The sequence below is a fragment of the Banduia mediterranea genome (assembly GCF_031846245.1).
Lineage (GTDB): Bacteria > Pseudomonadota > Gammaproteobacteria > Nevskiales > Nevskiaceae > Banduia > Banduia mediterranea.
The window spans coordinates 40,235-58,185 of sequence record NZ_JAVRIC010000025.1; the positions used below are offsets into that span (position 1 = coordinate 40,235).

13 protein-coding genes and 1 pseudogene are annotated in these 17,951 nt (G+C 62.8%); 9 read left to right on the forward strand and 5 right to left on the reverse strand.

Going from position 1 to position 17,951, the window contains the following annotated elements:
- Positions 1-48: 48 nt before the first annotated feature.
- The 3 genes from cysE to RM530_RS15325 all read right to left on the reverse strand — a co-directional run bounded on the left by cysE (position 49) and on the right by RM530_RS15325 (position 3,277).
- On the reverse strand, positions 49-840 hold the full coding sequence (gene cysE, locus RM530_RS15315) for a serine O-acetyltransferase (RefSeq protein ID WP_311366131.1): 792 nt from the start codon (positions 838-840) through the stop codon (positions 49-51).
- Between the two features lie 139 nt (positions 841-979).
- Positions 980-1,294 (reverse strand): hypothetical protein, encoded by a 315-nt coding sequence (locus tag RM530_RS15320; protein WP_311366132.1) that lies wholly within the window; start codon positions 1,292-1,294, stop codon positions 980-982.
- Positions 1,295-1,510: 216 nt separating this feature from the next.
- Positions 1,511-3,277 carry an ABC transporter transmembrane domain-containing protein gene (locus RM530_RS15325; RefSeq protein WP_311366133.1) on the reverse strand — a complete coding sequence of 589 codons (1,767 nt, stop codon included), beginning with the start codon at positions 3,275-3,277 and terminating at the stop codon, positions 1,511-1,513.
- 116 nt (positions 3,278-3,393) lie between these two features.
- Between RM530_RS15325 and RM530_RS15330 the strand changes: the two genes are divergently transcribed.
- Positions 3,394-4,737: an MFS transporter gene (locus tag RM530_RS15330; RefSeq protein WP_311366134.1), complete on the forward strand. Its 1,344-nt coding sequence runs from the start codon at positions 3,394-3,396 to the stop codon at positions 4,735-4,737.
- Here RM530_RS15330 and RM530_RS15335 read toward each other — a convergent pair.
- Together RM530_RS15335 and RM530_RS15340 are read right to left on the reverse strand one after the other, a co-directional pair.
- Positions 4,721-5,848: a phytase gene (locus RM530_RS15335; RefSeq protein WP_311366135.1), complete on the reverse strand. Its 1,128-nt coding sequence runs from the start codon at positions 5,846-5,848 to the stop codon at positions 4,721-4,723. The two genes, RM530_RS15330 and RM530_RS15335, sit on opposite strands and share 17 nt — an antisense overlap.
- Before the next feature lie 7 nt (positions 5,849-5,855).
- A complete protein-coding gene (locus RM530_RS15340) occupies positions 5,856-8,645 on the reverse strand; it encodes a TonB-dependent receptor (protein ID WP_311366136.1) in 2,790 nt (929 codons plus the stop codon).
- Between the two features lie 407 nt (positions 8,646-9,052).
- Between RM530_RS15340 and RM530_RS15345 the strand changes: the two genes are divergently transcribed.
- From RM530_RS15345 to RM530_RS15380, 8 genes and pseudogenes are all read left to right on the forward strand, one after another.
- Positions 9,053-9,541 carry a phage integrase N-terminal SAM-like domain-containing protein gene (locus tag RM530_RS15345; protein ID WP_311366137.1) on the forward strand — a complete coding sequence of 163 codons (489 nt, stop codon included), beginning with the start codon at positions 9,053-9,055 and terminating at the stop codon, positions 9,539-9,541.
- Positions 9,540-9,901: pseudogene (locus RM530_RS15350) on the forward strand (transposase); the annotation flags it as partial. The gene RM530_RS15345 and the pseudogene RM530_RS15350, both read left to right, overlap by 2 nt.
- Positions 9,902-10,240: 339 nt before the next feature.
- Complete coding sequence (locus RM530_RS15355; protein ID WP_311366138.1) at positions 10,241-12,769, forward strand: esterase-like activity of phytase family protein; 2,529 nt, start codon at positions 10,241-10,243, stop codon at positions 12,767-12,769.
- A 229-nt stretch (positions 12,770-12,998) separates the two neighbouring features.
- Positions 12,999-14,198 carry a tyrosine-type recombinase/integrase gene (locus RM530_RS15360; RefSeq protein ID WP_311366139.1) on the forward strand — a complete coding sequence of 400 codons (1,200 nt, stop codon included), beginning with the start codon at positions 12,999-13,001 and terminating at the stop codon, positions 14,196-14,198.
- Between the two features lie 207 nt (positions 14,199-14,405).
- On the forward strand, positions 14,406-14,750 hold the full coding sequence (locus tag RM530_RS15365; protein ID WP_059225968.1) for a type II toxin-antitoxin system RelE/ParE family toxin: 345 nt from the start codon (positions 14,406-14,408) through the stop codon (positions 14,748-14,750).
- A complete protein-coding gene (locus RM530_RS15370) occupies positions 14,747-15,079 on the forward strand; it encodes a helix-turn-helix domain-containing protein (RefSeq protein WP_311366140.1) in 333 nt (110 codons plus the stop codon). Before RM530_RS15365 ends, RM530_RS15370 begins: the two co-directional genes overlap by 4 nt.
- Before the next feature lie 111 nt (positions 15,080-15,190).
- Positions 15,191-16,900, forward strand: coding sequence for an ATP-dependent nuclease (locus tag RM530_RS15375; RefSeq protein WP_311366141.1), 1,710 nt, complete (start codon positions 15,191-15,193; stop codon positions 16,898-16,900).
- The coding region (locus RM530_RS15380; protein WP_311366142.1) for a UvrD-helicase domain-containing protein at positions 16,893-17,951 on the forward strand (1,059 nt) is incomplete at its 3' end. The genes RM530_RS15375 and RM530_RS15380, both read left to right, overlap by 8 nt.

Consider the following 17,951-nt stretch of genomic DNA (forward strand, 5'->3'; position numbering starts at 1 on the left):
GTTGAGGCGTTGAGGCGTTGAGGCGTTGAGGCGTTGAGGCGAAAAAGTCTAGATCGCTTTCTTGCGAGTGTCCGGCGCAGCTTCGACCGCCTCTTCGCCGGCGGCCCCGGTATCTTCACCGCAAGGGAAATCCGGCAGCTCCAGCTTTTCGACGCCGGCATTGCGCATGGCACGGCACAGTTCGTTGACGCGATCGTCCAGCGTCTGCACGTGATCGAGCATGGCCGAAATGGCATTGGCCACCGGGTCCGGCATGTCGCGCGACAGCCCGTAGGCGTCGAAACCCATGCGCTTGGCGATCTCCACGACCTTGTCCGAGGGCGCGCTGTGGGTGCCGACCACGCGACCGGGGATGCCGACCACGGTGGCGCCGGCCGGAACGTCCTTGACCACCACGGAATTGGAGCCGACGCGCGCACCGTCCTCCAGGGTGATCGGTCCCAACACCTTGGCGCCGGCGCCGACGACCACGTTGTTGCCGAGAGTGGGGTGACGCTTGCCCTTGTCCCAGCTGGTGCCGCCGAGCGTGACCTGATGGTAGAGCGTCACGTCATCACCGATTTCGGCGGTTTCGCCGATCACCACACCCATGCCGTGGTCGATGAAGAAGCGCCGGCCGATGGTCGCGCCGGGGTGAATTTCGATACCGGTCAGCCAGCGCGCGGTCTGGCTCAGCGCGCGCGCCATCCAGCGCAGGCCATGCGTCCACAGCCAGTGCGCGGCGCGGTGCGCCCACAGCGCCTTGAGGCCGGGGTAGCAGGTCAGGACTTCCCAGGTGGTGCGGGCCGCGGGGTCGCGGTCGAACACGCAATGAATGTCTTCACGTATGCGATTGAACATCGTGTTTACCTCTAGTAGTCCGCCCACTTGACAATTGCGGGTATTGCCAGGAACGATTTTCTCCTTCTCCCTCCGGGAGAAGGGGCACCCATCGATTCGGCTCACACCTCATATCCGTAGTCTTCTCATGGGAGGACTACTAGGCTGCCGCCGCGATACGGCGGCGCGTGATGGTCCAGTTCACGGAGCGCACGCTGGGCACGTTCTGCAGCTGGCGAGCCAGCCGACCGGCCGCATCGGCGTCTCCCTGAAATTCAAGTTCGATGCTGAGGCTGTCGGGGCGTCGACATCGGGCCACGAAGAGGTCGGGCAGATCGTTGCAGGCGGCGAGTCGCCCCAGCACACGCGACGGCAGCTGCGGATCGAAATCCGCCTCCACGATCAGGCGGGCAACGGCATCGAAGGACGGAAGCGTGGGGGCGGAACGGGAACTATCGACGAAATGGGACGACATGAACGGGGTACTCCGGTACGGGACGACAAAGGCGGCGCGAATCAAACCGACCACCGGCCACGGTGGCCGGTCCGGTAATTCGCGCGCTCTGCATCTCGTGACGAAGCGGGTTCATGCTGTCCTGTTGCTGCTGTTCGGTTCCATTGCGGCGACGACCATCACCGCGAAGAGGCGACATTGTGCCGTATTCGCGGGGAGAGCGAAAATTCGGGGGATTCAGGCGGCCAGTTGCAGGCTCGCCAGCCGCGCATACAGGCCGCCGCTGCGCATCAACTCGTCCGGCGTTCCGGTCTCGGCGATGCGCCCGTTTTCCATCACGATGATGCGGTCGGCACGCTTCACCGTGGACAGACGGTGCGCGATGATCAGGGTGGTGCGATCGACCATCGCGGCTTCCAGACCGCGCTGCACCAGCGCCTCGCTTTCGGCGTCCAGCGCGCTGGTGGCCTCGTCCAGCAACAGCAGCGGCGGGTTCTTGAGAATCGCGCGGGCGATGGCGATGCGCTGACGCTGTCCGCCGGACAAACGCACGCCGCGTTCGCCAAGGAAGCTGTGATAGCCGTCCGGCAGACGCTGGATGAATTCGTCCGCCAGTGCCGTTCGTGCGGCCATCATCACCGCCTCGTCCGGGGCCTGCTCGTCACCGTAACGGATGTTCTCCAAGGCGTTGGCGGAAAAGATCACCGCGTCCTGCGGCACGATCCCGATCTGCGCGCGCAGAGCGCCGGGGTCGAGTTCGCGCAGATCGGTGCCGTTGAAGCGGATCGCGCCTTCGGCCACGTCGAAATAGCGCAGCAACAGCTGGAACAGGGTGGTCTTGCCGGCGCCGCTGGGGCCGACCAGGGCCACGGTCTCGCCGGGATTGATGTCGAGCGTGACATGGTCCAGCGCGGCGGTCTGCGAGCGCGAGGGATAGCGGAACACTACCGCGTCGAAGGCGACACGGGCCGGCCCTTCGACCGCGAGTTCGCGCGGAGCGGCCGGTGCCTGGATCGCGGGTTCGGAGTTCAGCAGTTCCATGAGGCGCTCGGTGGCGCCGGCAGCGCGCATGATGTCGCCCCAGACCTCGGTGAGCATGCCGATACCGCCGGCGGTGAAGGCGGCATAGAGCACGAAGGACGCCAGTTCACCGGCGCTCATCGCGCCTGAACTGACGGACTGCGCGCCCAGCCACAGCACGAACACGATGGAGCCGAAGACGCCGGCAATCACGCCGGACGACATCAAGGAGCGCACGCGTATGCGGCGGACCGCGGCGCGAAAGCTGCCTTCGACCGCGCGGTCATAGCGCCGCGTCTCGTAGCGCTCGTGGGTGAAGGCCTGCACGGTCGGAATGGCATTGAGGATTTCACCGGCCACGGCGGAGGTGTCCGCGATGCGGTCCTGCGATTCGCGCGACAGTTTGCGCACACGCCGGCCGACCAAGACCAGCGGCACGATGACCAGGGTCAGCATCAGGGCGGTGACGCCGAACAAGGTGATGCTGGTGATGGCGAGCATGATCAGCCCGCCCAGCGACTGGAACACGCTGCGCAGCCCCATCGACACCGAGGTGCCGACCACGGTCTGGACCAGCGTGGTGTCGCCGGTCAGGCGGGACAACACTTCCCCGGTCTGCGTGGTTTCGAAGAACTGGGGTGACTGCTGGAGCATGCGCTGGTAGACGCCGCAGCGCAGGTCCGCGGTGACGCGCTCACCGATCCAGGACACGAAATAGAAGCGAGCGCCGACCGCGACACCCCACAGCAGCGCCAGCACCAGCAGACCGAGGAAATGCACCTGCATGTCGGCGCCGGCGACGAAGCCGTGGTCGATCAGATTTCGGAATGCCAGCGGCACCGAAAGCATTGCCACCGAACCGAGGATCAGCATCAGGAAGGCCAACGCGATGCGCCAGCGATAGGGGCGCAGGAACGGTGCAAGGCCCTTGAGCGCGCTGAGCCTGCGTGCGGGGACTACGGACAGGTTTTCGTCTGGGGGCATTTCGGCAAACGATCTTCGTTGGAGAACGCACTATGGCGCGGACGGTGGGTCGCGCGGCGACGTGCGCAAAGCTGATAGCGTACTCGCTGCGCTCCCCATCGTCGCAGTTCGAGTCCATGCACCCGACCGCCCGTTCCGCCGAATTTGTCGAATCCGTCGAATCCACGGACGCCTCCGCCACCGCGCGGCCGCTGAATCGCGCCGACTTCAAGACCCTGGGACTGTCGGCCCTCGGCGGCGCACTGGAGTTCTACGACTTCATCATCTTCGTGTTCTTCACCGGCGTGATCGGCGAACTGTTCTTTCCGGCCAGCACGCCGGACTGGCTGCGCCAGGTGCAGACTTTCGGCCTGTTCGCGGCCGGTTATCTGGCACGCCCCATCGGCGGCATCGTCATGGCGCATTTCGGCGACCGCTCCGGTCGCAAGCGCATGTTCACGCTCAGCGTGCTGCTGATGGCGCTGCCGACGCTGGCGATGGGCCTGCTGCCAACCTACGCCCAGATCGGCGTGTGGGCGCCGCTGGCCCTGCTCGCCTTGCGGCTGTTGCAGGGCGCGGCCATCGGTGGCGAGGTTCCGGGCGCCTGGGTGTTCGTCTCCGAGCATGTGCCGGCGCGGCGCGTGGGTCTGGCCTGCGGCGCGCTGACCTGTGGGCTGACCCTGGGAATCCTGCTCGGCTCACTGGTGGCCAGCGCCATCAACCTGCGACTGGACGCCGACGCGATCCGCGCCTGGGGCTGGCGACTGCCGTTTCTGCTGGGCGGCGCCTTTGGACTGCTGGCGGTGTGGCTGCGACGATGGCTGGACGAAACCCCGGTGTTCGAATCCCTGCGGGCGCGCAAGGCGCTGGCGCGCGAACTGCCGCTGAAACGGGTGTTGCGCGAACAGTGGCGCTCGGTACTGCTGTCGACACTGGTGAGCTGGTTGCTGACGGCCGCGATCGTCGTGATGATCCTGATGACGCCGACGCTGATGCAGCAGCTGTTCGCCCTGCCGGTGTCGACCACGCTGAGCGCCAACTCGCTTGCGACCTTCGCCCTCGCCTGCGGCTGTCTCGTGTTCGGCTGGGCGGCGGACCGCTACGGCGCGGCCCGCATCCTCGGCATCGGTTCGGCGCTGCTGCTGTGCGCGGTCTATGCGCTGTACTTCGGCGTGGCGTATGACGGCCGACTGCTGAGGCCGCTCTATGCGCTCGCCGGATTTTGCGTCGGCGTGGTCGGTGTGGTGCCGACGATCATGGTGCGCGCCTTCGAGCCGGCGGTACGCTTTTCGGGCCTGTCGTTCTCGTACAACCTGGCCTATGCCCTGTTCGGCGGACTGACGCCGCTGCTGGTGGTCCTGCTGATGCGGCTCAGTCCGATGGCGCCAGCCCACTATGTCGCGGCGCTGTGCCTGGCCGGTGTGCTGGTCGCGATCTGGCTGCATCGCGACGCGGCCAGATCGATCAGTCGCAGCGCTTGAGGTCGAGCGCCGAAAGAATCTCTCCGAGATCAAAGGCGGCGACATTGCCATCGTTGTGCACCGCGTAGAACGCACCCTGCGGGAAACCGGGCTGCGGACCGTGATCGAGCCAGACGCCATCGGTATTCAGCGTCACCGCGCCTTCGAAGCTGCCCAGGTATTCGTGACTGTTGCGGTCGAACAGGTGAAACACGTTGTGCTGCTTGCTCTGATCGGTGGCGAACCAGTAACCGGAGCCGTCCTCACAGGCGTACAGCGCAATACCTTCCGGCTGGTCGCGGAACACGCCTCCGCCGATGTTGTGGCCACTGTAGCGCCCGTCCAAATCGTAGACCTTGATGTTGCGCTGCCGGTACTGCTCCTCGTCGGCGATCAGCAGTTGGCCACTGGCCTCATCACCCCAGATCGATTCTACGATCAGCAAGGCGCCGCGACCGGTATCACCGAACTGCATGTCCAGCGACGCGGTCCAGGCCTCGCCGTCACGGCTCAGCTGATAGCGCTTGACGCGGCGGTCCAGCTGATCGGGCGGCGGAACGCTTTCGTCCGGATTTTCGTAGTTGTCAGTGACGTAGACGCGGTAGCCATCGACGTTCGGCCGCACCCACAAACCATAGGGCTTGATCAGGTCCTCGGCGCCGAAACGCAGCAGCGGCTCGAAGTCCGGCAGGTGCAACAACTGCACGCGATGGTTGTCACGTTCGACCACGAACACCAGATCGTCGACGACGCTGATTCCGTTTGGGCGATCGAACTGGCCGGGACCGCTGCCGGCGGCGCCAAACTTGCGCAGCGGCTTGCCGGTACCCGCGTCATAGACCAGCAGGCGATCGGTTTCCTTGGCGGTGGCCAGCAGCCAGTGCTCGCCGTTCGGGCCGTGCCAGGTCGCCAGAGAATCGACATTGTCAGCTTCGTCGCGCTCGCTCAGCCAGCGCTCCTGAATCGTGCGCAGGCCGGCGAATAACGGCAGTGGCGCATCGCCCGGTTCATCCTGTTCGAGTTCGTGCTGCACGAGTGCCCGGTCCACGGCGACCTGGCGCTGCTCGCAGGCGCTGAGCAGGCACAGCAGGGCGACTGCCGCGGGGCGTGCAAAACCTTGAGTGAGCGTCATCATCGGATCAGAAGTTGGCCTTGATGCCGAGTTCATACGTGGGCCCGTACTCCTCGTACTGCGCGGCGTAACGCGCGCGGCGGAAATAGGCGTAGTACGGCTCGTCGTTGAGGTTGATCGCGTTGAAGTAGACCTGATAGTGGTCGTCGAAACGATAGCTGCCGGTGAAGTCGATCTGCAGATGTTCGTCGGTGTAGCGATCGTAACCGGGATCGTCCAGCTCGTTGATTTCCTCGAAGTACTCGCTCTGATACGCGGCGGACAGGCGCAGCGACAGTCCGTATTTCTCATAGCCCAGCGAGACATTGCCGATCAGGTCCGATTGCAAGGGCAGCGACACCTTGTCATCGCGCATCGGCAGGCTGGCCTCGCTGTCGGTGAACGTCGCATTGGCCGAGAACAGCAGTCCATCGAACGGTGAGCGCAGCATCGCCAGTTGCTGCACATAGTTGAGTTCCAGGCCGTACAGCTCCGCCGTATCGCCATTTTGGGTGATCAGCGCCTCATCGAAGTCCGCATATAGGCCACCCTGCCCAGCGATGTCGGAGAGCACGAAGAAGTCACGAATGTGCTTATAGAACACGCCGGCGGACAACACGCTGATCTTTCCGGGGTAATACTCCCAGGCCAGGTCGAAGTTGCTGGACCGCAGCGGGTCGAGCTCCGGATTGCCGAGTTCGGCTTCGCGCTCGAACTCGCCGTCGTCTTCCTCGATATTGATCTCGGCGCGCGGCGCCGCCGCGAAGAAACTGGGGCGCGACAGCGATTCGGTATAGGCCGCGCGCAGCACGGTCTTGTCCGACAGCGCGTAGCGCAGGTGCAGGCCCGGCAGCACGTCGGTGTACGACTTGTCGGCGTGCAGATCGGCAAACGTCGGATCGCCGTCGCCACCTTCCTCGTCGATCAGCACCTGGACGCCCTGCGCATCGAATTCGGTCTGCTCCACACGCAGGCCGGCGATCAGGCGCAGCTTGCCGAAATCCAGGTTGAGCATGGCGTAGCCGGCATAGACATCCTCGTCCAGTTCGTAGTCTTCGCCGCGGCTGGAGATGTCGCTGTCGTCCGCGTCGATTTCGAGCACGCTGCGATTGGCATCGAGGAAGCTGCGCAGCGAATCGCGGTTGGTGGCGGGCCCCCAGATGCCGAGCGGATAGTCCACGTCGTAAGGCGTGAAATCGGCCAACCTGTAATCCTCGCCGAAGCCGTCATAAACCGTTTCGTCGGAATTGGCGGACTTGCTGCGCGCGCGCAGCTTGGCGCCGATCTTCCAATAGCCGGGGATCGAGAACAGGGTGTCGTCGCGACGCAGGTTCAGCGCCAGCGTGCGCTCCTTTTCCTCGACCTTGGAATAAGCCTCCACCGCCTCGTCCAGTTCGAAGCCCGCCGGATCGTCATAGGCCGCGTTGGCGAACAGCCGGGGCTTTCTGCGATCGGACAGGTCGTAGCCGACATCCAGCCCCTCACCCACGAAGGTGGCGCCGTAGTCGTCCGTGTTTTCCTCGCTGGCGACCGCATAGCCGGCCGAGTAGTCGAGCGTGAAGCCGCTTGCCAGGCGGTGCTCGGCACCGAGCGTCGTGGTCAGGATGTCCTGGGTCTCGATCCGCGTTTCCGTCTGCTTCTCGACCTCGGCGCCCTCGAAGCTGGCGCCGTCATCGTCGAACGCGACGACACTGCCTTCATCGAACTTGTAGACATTGGTCAGCTGGACTTCGTCATCCTCGAAATCGCTGTACAGCGTGCGCCAGTAGACATCGGTGTCGTAATCCGGACGCCAGTCGAAGTTCAGCGCCGCCGACAGGCGCTCGCGCGTGATCGTGTAGTCGCGCTGCTCGACCTCGGGCAGACCCAGGAACTCCTCGCCGTCTTCGGTCTCCAGATCATCGAAACCGTCGGAGGTTTCCACGTTGTCGGAGCCGAAATCGCGGCTGAACCAGCTCAGCGCGGCCGCGACGCCGAACTGTTCGGAGATCAGGCGCGTACCGCTGAGCGCGAGCTTGGGGCTCCAGTCCTCGCGCAGATCGTTGTAGCTACCCTCCGCGCGCAGGTTGAGGCTGTTGCCGCGATCGAAGGCCGTCGCGCTTCGGAGTTCCACGTTGCCGCCCACCGAATCGCCGTCCATGTCCGGCGTGACGCTCTTGGTCACCTCGATGCCTTCCAGCAGGTCCGAAGAGATCACGTCCAGATTCACCTGTCGCGAATCGTCCTCCGGCGCCGGTACGCGCTGACCGTTGATGGTGGTGGTGTTCAGCGAAGGATCGATGCCGCGGATCACCACGAAGCGCCCCTCGCCCTGATCGCGCGCCAGCGAAAGGCCGGATACACGTTGCAGCGATTCCGCGGCGTTCTGGTCCGGGAACTGGCCGATCGCGTCCGCCGAAATCACGTTCTTGATGTTGTCGGCGGCGAACTCCTGATTCAGCGCGGCCGCCTGGCCCGCAGCCTGGCCGATCACCAGCACATTCTCGAGCAGGGCCACGTTCGCACCGAGCCTGAAGTCCAGCGACGCGCTGGCTCCGGCAATCAGGTCGACCTCCTGGGTTTGCGAATCAGCCCCGAGATATTCGACGCGCACCGCATAGTGACCGGGCGGCAGTTCCAGAAACCGATATCGACCGTCACGCGCCGTGGCGACTTCGCGATTCAGTGCCGGAATCGACACGCGCGCACCTTCGAATCCAAGCGACGCGGACTGGTCGAGCACACGCCCCGACAACACCGAAGCATCCGACTGGGCGACCGCGAAACCCGCGTGCACGAAAAGGACGGCCGCCACGACAGCGGCAAGAATTCGATGCATCTCTGGCTCCCCTGGCCCTGCGGCGCTGACCGAATACCGCCAGCTGGCGGCGCGGCGCGAATCCTATTGGGAAGCCATGACATGGCTGTTACAGCAGGTTGAGCATCTCGCGATCGCTCGCGCAGGGCCAGGATGCTGCGTGAATCCAAGGATGTGGCAGGACAGTCGCCACGCACAGCGTCCGAGCCCGGATCAATCAGGGTTCTTGGCGGGAAACCGATGCTTTTCGAGCTGTAGGAATGGGACGAACATGGAAGCGGTGCGCCCCTGAAATCAATTGTTGAACGAAGCCGCTACGCGGCAGGAAGCAGCGTCGTCTGCCGAATGGTTGCAGGCAGAGGGAACCGAAACCGAAAACTTCTCCACCACCCCCACGTCCGGATGTGGACCACGACAGGAGAAATGCAATGGGTTCATGCGAAAAAGGCCGTTTCGACGCCCTGGACGCTCAGCATCCTAGAGCGCTGAAGCTGCAAGGCAAAGCCGCGGCGACGATCGACAGCTACGCCCGTGCGGTCCGCCGGGTGTCGGCGTATTTCGATCGCTGTCCGGATCGGCTGAAGACGGAGGATTTCAATGCCTATTTCGCCTGGCTGATCGACGCGCGGTCGCGGAGTCTGGTCAAGATCGAGCGCTGCGGAATGCAGTTTTTCTACGAGCAGGGCTGGGCCAGCCGTGGCGGTGATGGATCGCGGCAGCACCCAAAAAGCCTTCTCCCGGGTGGTCGCCGATTGCGAAATTCCCGAACGAGGCTGATTTTCTCACCGGCGATTTCGGCGAAAAACAGAAGCGCGGGTGTTGCCATTGAAGGCATGATGGGAGTGTCAAAGTCACAGCACACCCGCTCAATGAATACTGCCCTGCGCGAAGGCCTGACGCAATTCCATCGTCATTAAGCTGCACCTGGACGTGGCCGACGGCATGATCCGATTTCAGCGGTGCTCCCCTCGGCCAGCGTCCACGACTCGCAGCGGGCGATCCCGTTGGCGACGATGAGTGCGCAGCACGTGACCCACCCCTACGACCTGATGGATGCCGCCTGCTGCAGCCCGATCCTGCGCGCGCACAGCCAAGGCATGGGCCACGAAGCCCGGCGCTACAAAGAACGCAGCACCGTCGAGCGCGTCAATGCGCGTCTCAAGGATGACTTCGGTGCCGCACGCGTCAACGTGCGGGGCCCCGCCAAGGTGATGACCCACCTGATGTTCGGCGTGCTGGTCCTCACCGCCGATCAATTGCTGCGATGGGTCATGTAGCCCCCGTCCACACCTTCCGCGCGCGATGGCGTCGGGTTCACCGTGCCCGCCAAACCGAGACATGGACTCTTCTTGACCACATCGTTATCCGGATTTCAGTCAAAGGCTTCCGGATTGGTCAACAAATAACCAGTGCGCGGCTGGCGCAGGCACTCACCCGTCTCGATCGGATCGACGCCGCTCGATTCGCAGGGGAAATTCACGTCTCGTCGTGAACGGCAGGCCCGAGCATCCCGGCACATGTCGCCCAACCGTAACAAACAGCCGCAACAATCCCCGGCCTCGCTTCGAGCGTATGCCGCCCGAAGCTGACTTCGGCCAATTGGGGGAATCCAGAAAATGCCGCATTCCAGGATGGCGCTGCTCGGCGCCGTATTCGTTTCGCTATCTGCTTTGCTCGCCGCCTGTGACGGCGACGATGGTTCGAACGGGACGCCCGGTGCTCCGGGAACACCCGGCTCCAGTGGCAACGACGGCCTGGATAGCCTGATCCGCCAGACCGCACTGTCCTCCGGCAATGCCAATTGCCCGAGCGGCGGCACACGCATCGATTCCGGACTGGACAGCGACGACGATGGTGAGCTCGACGACGCCGAAGTCATGGACACGTCCTACGTCTGCGTCGCCGGCGCCGACCTGAATTTCAACCGCATCGCTGTGCTGCCGGTCTGCCTGCAGGACGATGCGAGCTGCGACAGCGACGACGGCACAGCCGCCGAAATCGTGGCCGCCAGCACCGACGGTCGCACCCTGATCTATTCCGACAGCCCGGGTGACCGCATCGGCTTCGTCGACATCAGCAATCCCGAAGCGCCGTTGGCGATCGGCACGCTGGACCTCGCCGGTGAACCGACCTCGGTGGCCGTACTCGGACCCTATGCTCTGGTTGGCGTGAACACTGCAGCCGATTTCGTGAACGTTTCCGGCCAACTTGACGTGGTCGACATCGCCACGCAGACGATCCTGCGTTCGATCGACGTCGGCGGCCAACCGGACTCCGTTGCCGTCAGCCCGGACGGAGCCTACGCCGCCGTGGTGATCGAAAACGAGCGTGACGAAGATCTCGGCGACGGCGTACCGCCGCAGCTTCCTGCGGGCAGCCTGGTGATCGTGGATCTCCCCGGTTCACCGGCCGGGTGGACCACGCGCACGGTCTCGATGGTGGACATCGCCGACCTCTATGCCGCCGATCCGGAACCGGAATACGTCGACATCAACGAGCACAACATCGCGGTTGTAACGCTGCAGGAAAACAACCACATCGTGCTGGTCGATCTCAGCAACGGCAGCATCGTCAATGATTTCAGCGCCGGCACGGTGGACCTCGACCAGATCGACGCAACCGAGGAAGAGCCCGCGCTGATCTCGCAGACCGAGTCCCTGTCCGCGATCCCGCGCGAACCGGACGGCGTCACCTGGATCAGCAACGAGCTGTTCGTCACCGCCGACGAAGGCGATCTTGACGGCGGCAGCCGCGGCTTCACGGTGTTCAATACCGTAGGCGAGGTCGTGTTCGAGGCCGGCAATGCGCTGGACCACATCGTGGCGCGCATCGGCCACTATCCGGATGCGCGTTCCGAGAACAAGGGCAACGAACCGGAGAACGCCGAGTTCGGGCGTTACGGCAACAACAACTTCCTGTTCGTGGCGTCCGAGCGGTCCAGCGTGATCTTCGTCTATGACGTCGCGGACCCGGTCAATCCGGTCTACAAGCAGGTGCTACCGGCAGGCCTCGGCCCTGAGGGCGTGCTCGCCATCCCGTCGCGCAATTTGTTGATCGCAGCCAGCGAAGAAGACTCGCGCGACGACAAGTTCCGTTCGGTGCTCAACATCTACCGCTACGAGGTCTCGTATCCGGCCTACCCGACGATCGCCTCGGCCGACCGCGAAGACGGAACTCCGATTGCCTGGAGCGCCATGTCGGGCCTGGCGGCAGACCCGCTGAACGCAAACACGCTCTACGCCATCGAGGACAGCTACTACGCCCGGAACCGCATCTTTACGCTGGATGTCAGCACCGTCCCGGCACGTCTGAGCACGGAAACCCCGATCCGCGACGCTGGCGACGTCTTTGCCGCCATCGACACCGTGGCTCTGGCCGATGCCTCGGTCGACGATGACGATGCAACACGCATCTCGGTGTTCGATGAGGCCGACCTTGCCGCCCTGATCAATGACGACAAGACCGTCAACATCGATCCGGAAGGCATCGCGGTGGCCAGTGACGGCGGCTTCTGGGTCGCGTCCGAAGGTGCCGGCACGATCGGTGACGACGGCCAGCCCGTCAACAGCCTCAATTTCCTGTTCAAGACCGACGCCAGCGGCGTGATCGAGCAGGTCATCACGCTGCCGGACGAGGTCAACGCCAAGCAGATCCGCTTCGGCTTCGAGGGCGTCGCCGAATACAACGGTTCGGTCTATGTCGCCTTCCAGCGCGTCTGGGCCGGTGACGACAATGTCCGCCTCGGCGTCTACGACACCGTCGCGCAAACCTGGTCGTTCCTTTACTACGAACTGGACGCGGTGGAATCGCAGTTCGGCGGATGGGTCGGCCTGTCCGACATCAGCTCGCTCGGCGATGGTCGCTTCCTCATCGTGGAGCGTGATAATCAGGGCGGGCCGGATGCCGCGATCAAGCGCCTGTACAGCATCGACGTGACCGGCCTCGCCGCCGACAGCATTATCAGCAAGACCCTGGTTCGCGACCTGATGCCCGACCTCGTCGCGGCCGGCGGCCCGGTGCCCGAGAAGATCGAAGGTTCCGCGGTCACGCTCGACGGCAAGGTCTACATCGTCAACGACAATGACGGCGTCGATGACAACAGCGGCGAAACCGAGCTGCTGAACCTGGGCGCGATCCTCGACTGATCGAACCAGATGCACAGCCCCGGAGACGGCCTCGCCGCTCCGGGGCTTTTTTTGTTTCACGATGACTCCAGCTCGGCACTTCTCTGGACTATGCCTAAGCCTGCTACAGCAGGTTTATCAATCACTTAGGCGAGTTCAACATATGCCGGTGCTTTCCGAAACTTGACCCGGCTTCCGGTCGCGTGGCTCCCATGTGGCTCTTGGAAACCGGGGTTTCCGAGGAGTCATCATGGCAAGAATCAAGCTCACCAAGTCCGCTGTCGATGCGGCAAAGCCCCAGGCGCAGGCAGTCGAGCTGCGGGATACGGTGGTTCCCGGCTTCCTGTGCAAGATCACCCCGGCCGGCCGAAAGGTGTTCATGCTCCAGTACCGCACGAACGCTGGCGAGCGCCGCAAGCCCGCCCTGGGCCAGTACGGGGAACTGACCGTCGAGCAGGCCCGCGTCATGGCGCAGGAGTGGCTGGCTGAGGTTCGCCGGGGTGGCGATCCGAGCGCGGCCAAGAACGCCGCCCGCAAGGCACCGACCATGAAGGAGTATTGCCACACCTTCATGGAGGACTATTCCAAGCAACGCAACAAGGCGACCACCCAGCGCGGCTACTGGGGCGTCATAAACCGCAACATCACCCCCATTTTGGGACGGATGAAGGTGCAGGATGTGAAGCGCCCGGACATCGCGGCGCTGATGAAGAAGCTGGCCTACAAGCCGGCCGAGGCGAACCGAACCTTCGGCGTGCTGCGCAAGATGTTCAACCTGGCCGAAGTGTGGGGCTACCGCCCGGACGGCACGAATCCGTGCCGTCACGTCCCGATGTTCCCGGCCGGCAAGGTAACTCGGCTCATCAACGACGAGGAAATGGTGCGCATCTTCCGTCACCTTGAGCATCTGGAGGCCCAGGGGCTGGAGAATTACGTCATCCCGCTGGCAATTCGCCTGCAATTCGAATTCGCCGCCCGCCGTTCGGAGATTGTCTCGCTCGAATGGGAGTGGATTGATCTGGAGAAGCGGCGCGTGGTCTGGCCCGACAGCAAGACCGGCGGAATCTCCAAGCCCATGAGCGAGGAAGCCCATCGCTTGCTCTCGACCGCGCCACGGCGGGAGGGCTGCCCCTACGCTCTGCCGTCGCCCAACGATCCGACCAGGCACATGACCTACGGCGAGTATTACGGCGGCTGGAAGCGCGCGCTCAAGGCGGCCGGCGTGCCACACGTCGGCACGCACGGCATTCGGCACCGCTCGACCACGGACATCGCCAACTCGGGTATTCCGGTCAAGGTTGGTATGGCGCTGACGGCGCACAAGACCGTAGCGATGTTCATGCGCTACGTCCACACCGAGGACGACCCAGTACGCAAGGTGGCAGAACTGGTGGCGAATCGGCGCCAGTCCATCACAGGCGGGCGGCGCCCTGCGGAGGCCACCGTGTGAGCAGGAAGCAGAAAGACGCTTTCGGGGGCCGCGGAGTCCCCCGCCGCCCTGCCGGATGGTTGTACCGGCATCCACCTTGGCATCGGGGGAGTCCTAAAACGAGGATCACATGGCAACCACGGGTGCGCAGCGGGCCACGTCTTAGGAAGCGGCGTTCACCTTTACGCTCGGCGCATTCTGGTATAAAACTTTATACGGGACTGTCCTATGCAGCATGAGAAAGAGATTCGTTGGGTAGGGTCCGCCTACGACGATCTGGTGAAATTCCCCGACGAGCCGCGCCGGGATGCCGGTTTCCAGCTGAGCAAGGTCCAAGCGGGTCTGGAACCGGAGGACTGGAGGTCGTTCGATGACGTGGGTGCCGGGACGCGGGAAATCCGTATCCGCGACGCTAGCGGCATCTTCCGGGTGATGTACGTCGCCAAGTTCGAGGAAGCCGTGTACGTCCTGCACTGCTTCCAGAAGAAGACGCAAGCGACCAGCAAGCGGGACAAGGACATCGCCACGGCGCGCTATCGAGCCGTGGTCAACGCAAGAAGAGGTAGGCCATGAATATCGACACCGAAATTCGCCATGTCACGAAACCGGACGCGAACCTCTTCCTCGAACTGGGGTTCCCGGCCGAGGAAGCTGCACGGTTGCACGCCGCTTCGCTTCAGCAGATCAACGACACGCGGCTACTCAAGGAGCAACTGATGTCGGAGTTGACCGAATGGATTGCGCAGCATCACCTGAAGCAGGCTGAGGCCGCGGAAATCCTGATGGTGTCACGCCCACGAGTGTCTGATGTGGTGAATAAGAAGACCGCCAAGTTCACCATCGACACGCTGGTGGAGATGTTGAGCCGGGTTGGTAAGCCGGTCCGGCTGGCGATTGGCTGACACACACGCAGCCACGCGTTTGAGCAAATATGACGGTCAGTTAGTGGTGGGCTGCGCACGTTAGGCTTGAGGGGGTAACGCGTTAATGGCGCGGCACGCACGGGGGATGCGATGAAGGTCAGAAAACTAAAAATCCAGAACTTCAGGGGAATCAACCGGCTCGAATGGGATCTCCCCAACGAGAAGACCTTCTGCCTGATCGGCAAGGGCGATTCTACGAAAACGACGGTGCTGGAAGCGATCCGCTGCGCCTTCAGCCCGCAGTGGAATCACGCGTTCTACGATTCCGATTTCTATCAGTGCAACACTGACGATTCAATCCAGATTGAGGTCGTGATTGGAGATTTGTTGCCCGAGTTCTGCGCGGAACAGAAGTACGGGGCGCATCTGCGCGGCTGGAACAAGGGTGCGTTCAAGTTGAATGATGAGCCTGATGACGATGACGATGACGAGCACGTTCTCAGCATTCGGCTCTCTGTCGCAAAGGATCTGGAGCCGAAGTGGAAGGTCGTTACCGAACGCAATCCCGACGGTGTTGATTTCAAGGCGACTGATCGCGCCAAAGTCGGCGCTGGCTTAATCGGCACGTACAGCGAGAAACAGCTGACTTGGGCTGCAGGAACGGCCCTCGCGAAGATCACCGAATCCGATAATCTGAACGAATCGCTGGTTGAGGCGACGCGTGCGGCAAGAAGCTCGCTCGACAGCCAACGAGCATTGGTCCTGAAGAAGTTCGATGCCGCGGCGGCCAAGTCGGAGCAGGTGGCGAAGGGGCTTGGTGTTCCGGTCGGACACGAATACAAGGCACACCTCGACCTCAACGCGATTAGTATCCGGATCGGTGGCCTGACTTTGCACGATGGCGACATTCCCCTGCGGCAGTTGGGTCTCGGCTCGAAACGCATGCTGCTGTGCGGTATCCAGCAGGAAGGCTTGGAAGATCAGCACATCACCCTGTTCGATGAAGTCGAGTACGGGCTGGAGCCGCACCGGGTCGCGCGCTTGATCAAGCACATTCGCGAGGATCAGAAGGGGCAGTATTTCCTTACGACACATTCTCCTACCGTGCTGCGCGAGTTGACGGTGGAACAGTTGTACCTGCTGCGCAAAGAAGACGCTGGCGTGCGCGTGGTTGCGGCCGCAGGCAAGGCACTGGAAGGGCTGAATATCCAAGGCCATATCCGTTCCAGCGCGGAAGCGTTCTTGTCCCGCAAGGTGGTCGTCTGCGAAGGAGCAACCGAAGTGGGGTTCCTGCGCGGCATGGACGATCTTTGGGCGGCCGCAGGGAAGCTGCCGTTCTCATACCTGGGGGTGGTGCCGCTCGATGCGCATGGCGCGAGTAAGGTCAAAGGGCTTGCGACGGGATTCAAGGCCCTGCACTACGATGTCATGGTTCTAGCCGATGGTGACGCCCAGGATCAGTTCTCCGATAAAGATGCCGCTGATCTGACCGGAAAGGAGATGGCCGTCGTGATGTGGGCGGATAGGCTATCGATCGAGCAGCGGGCGATGGTGGACTTGCCTTGGGAGCAGGTGGTGGCAAGCGCTAAGCTTGCCAAGGAGCTTGGGTTTCCGGTCCACGATCAAGTCAGGTCGAAATTGAACATTCAGTTCGATGAGGACATCGGCAAATGGCAGGACACCGCCGAACTGCGCAAAGCCATTGGCGCTGCAGCGAAATCGTCCAATTGGTTCAAGAACATCGCGTATGGCGAGCAATGGGCGCAGGCCATTTTCCCCGCGTTCGCGGATGCCGCATTCCTGCAGAAGGAGTTCGCGACCAAGCTGGGGCAGTTCCGCACATGGGTGGACAATGGATGACGAACTGCCGAAAGTCTTGGCGAACTTTAACGGCAAGGGATACGTAATTGCCCCTGCCGGCTACGGAAAAACTCATTTAATAGCGAGGGCCGTGCAGGCGGCTTCCCGTCGCCAGTTGGTGCTGACCCATACCTACGCTGGCGTGAACGCAATCAAGCGGAAGATGCAGCTGCTGCGGATTCCGCCGGCGCAGTACCAAATCGACACCATCGCGAGCTGGGCGCTACGTACCTGCCTTTACTTCCCGAAGACGTCAAAGTGGAAAAAGGAACACCCTTCAGGAAAGGAGTGGGGAAAACTCTATGAGGCCTGCGCCGCGCTACTGAACAGACCGTTCGTGCAGCACATGATCAAGTGCTCCTACGCTGGGGTCTACGTCGACGAGTATCAAGATTGCTCCGACCAGCAGCATAAGTTGGTAGAAGCCCTAGCACAGTTGCTCCCATGCCGGCTGCTCGGCGATCCCATGCAGGCCATCTTCGACTTCGGCCAGCAACCGATCGATTGGAACACGGCGGTCTATCCTAACTACCAGTTGCTCGGCGAACTGAAGACGCCTTGGAGGTGGAAACTGGCGGGGGCCGATGAACTCGGGCAGTGGCTGAGCCAGGCCCGGGCGCTTCTAGCAGAAGACAAGAAGATCCCCCTTGCCGGGCCATTGCCCAATGGGGTTCGTCGGTATTCTGTTGATTTGAACGATTTCAGTAATAAAAAACGGCTGAGCGTGTTCTACGACCACCTGAAGAACCAGGCGTCTGTCATTGCCATCCACGCGGGCGATCAGAAGTCGAAGAACAAGACACATAAGCTGGCGCAAAGCATGGCCGGCAAGTTCTCCAGCCTGGAGGAGGTCGAAGGCAAGGATCTCCATCGTTTCATAAAAAAGATCGATGGCGCCAAGTCAGCAGGAGAGCGGCTTCGGTCTGTGATCGATTTTTGCAAGACCTGTTGCAACGCGGTCGATGGCGTGCTCGCCGCGGCAACCAAGAAGGGCCAGGAGGGGAAGGCAACAAGGGCGACGAAATGTCCCGAGATTCTAGAGGTGGCGAAT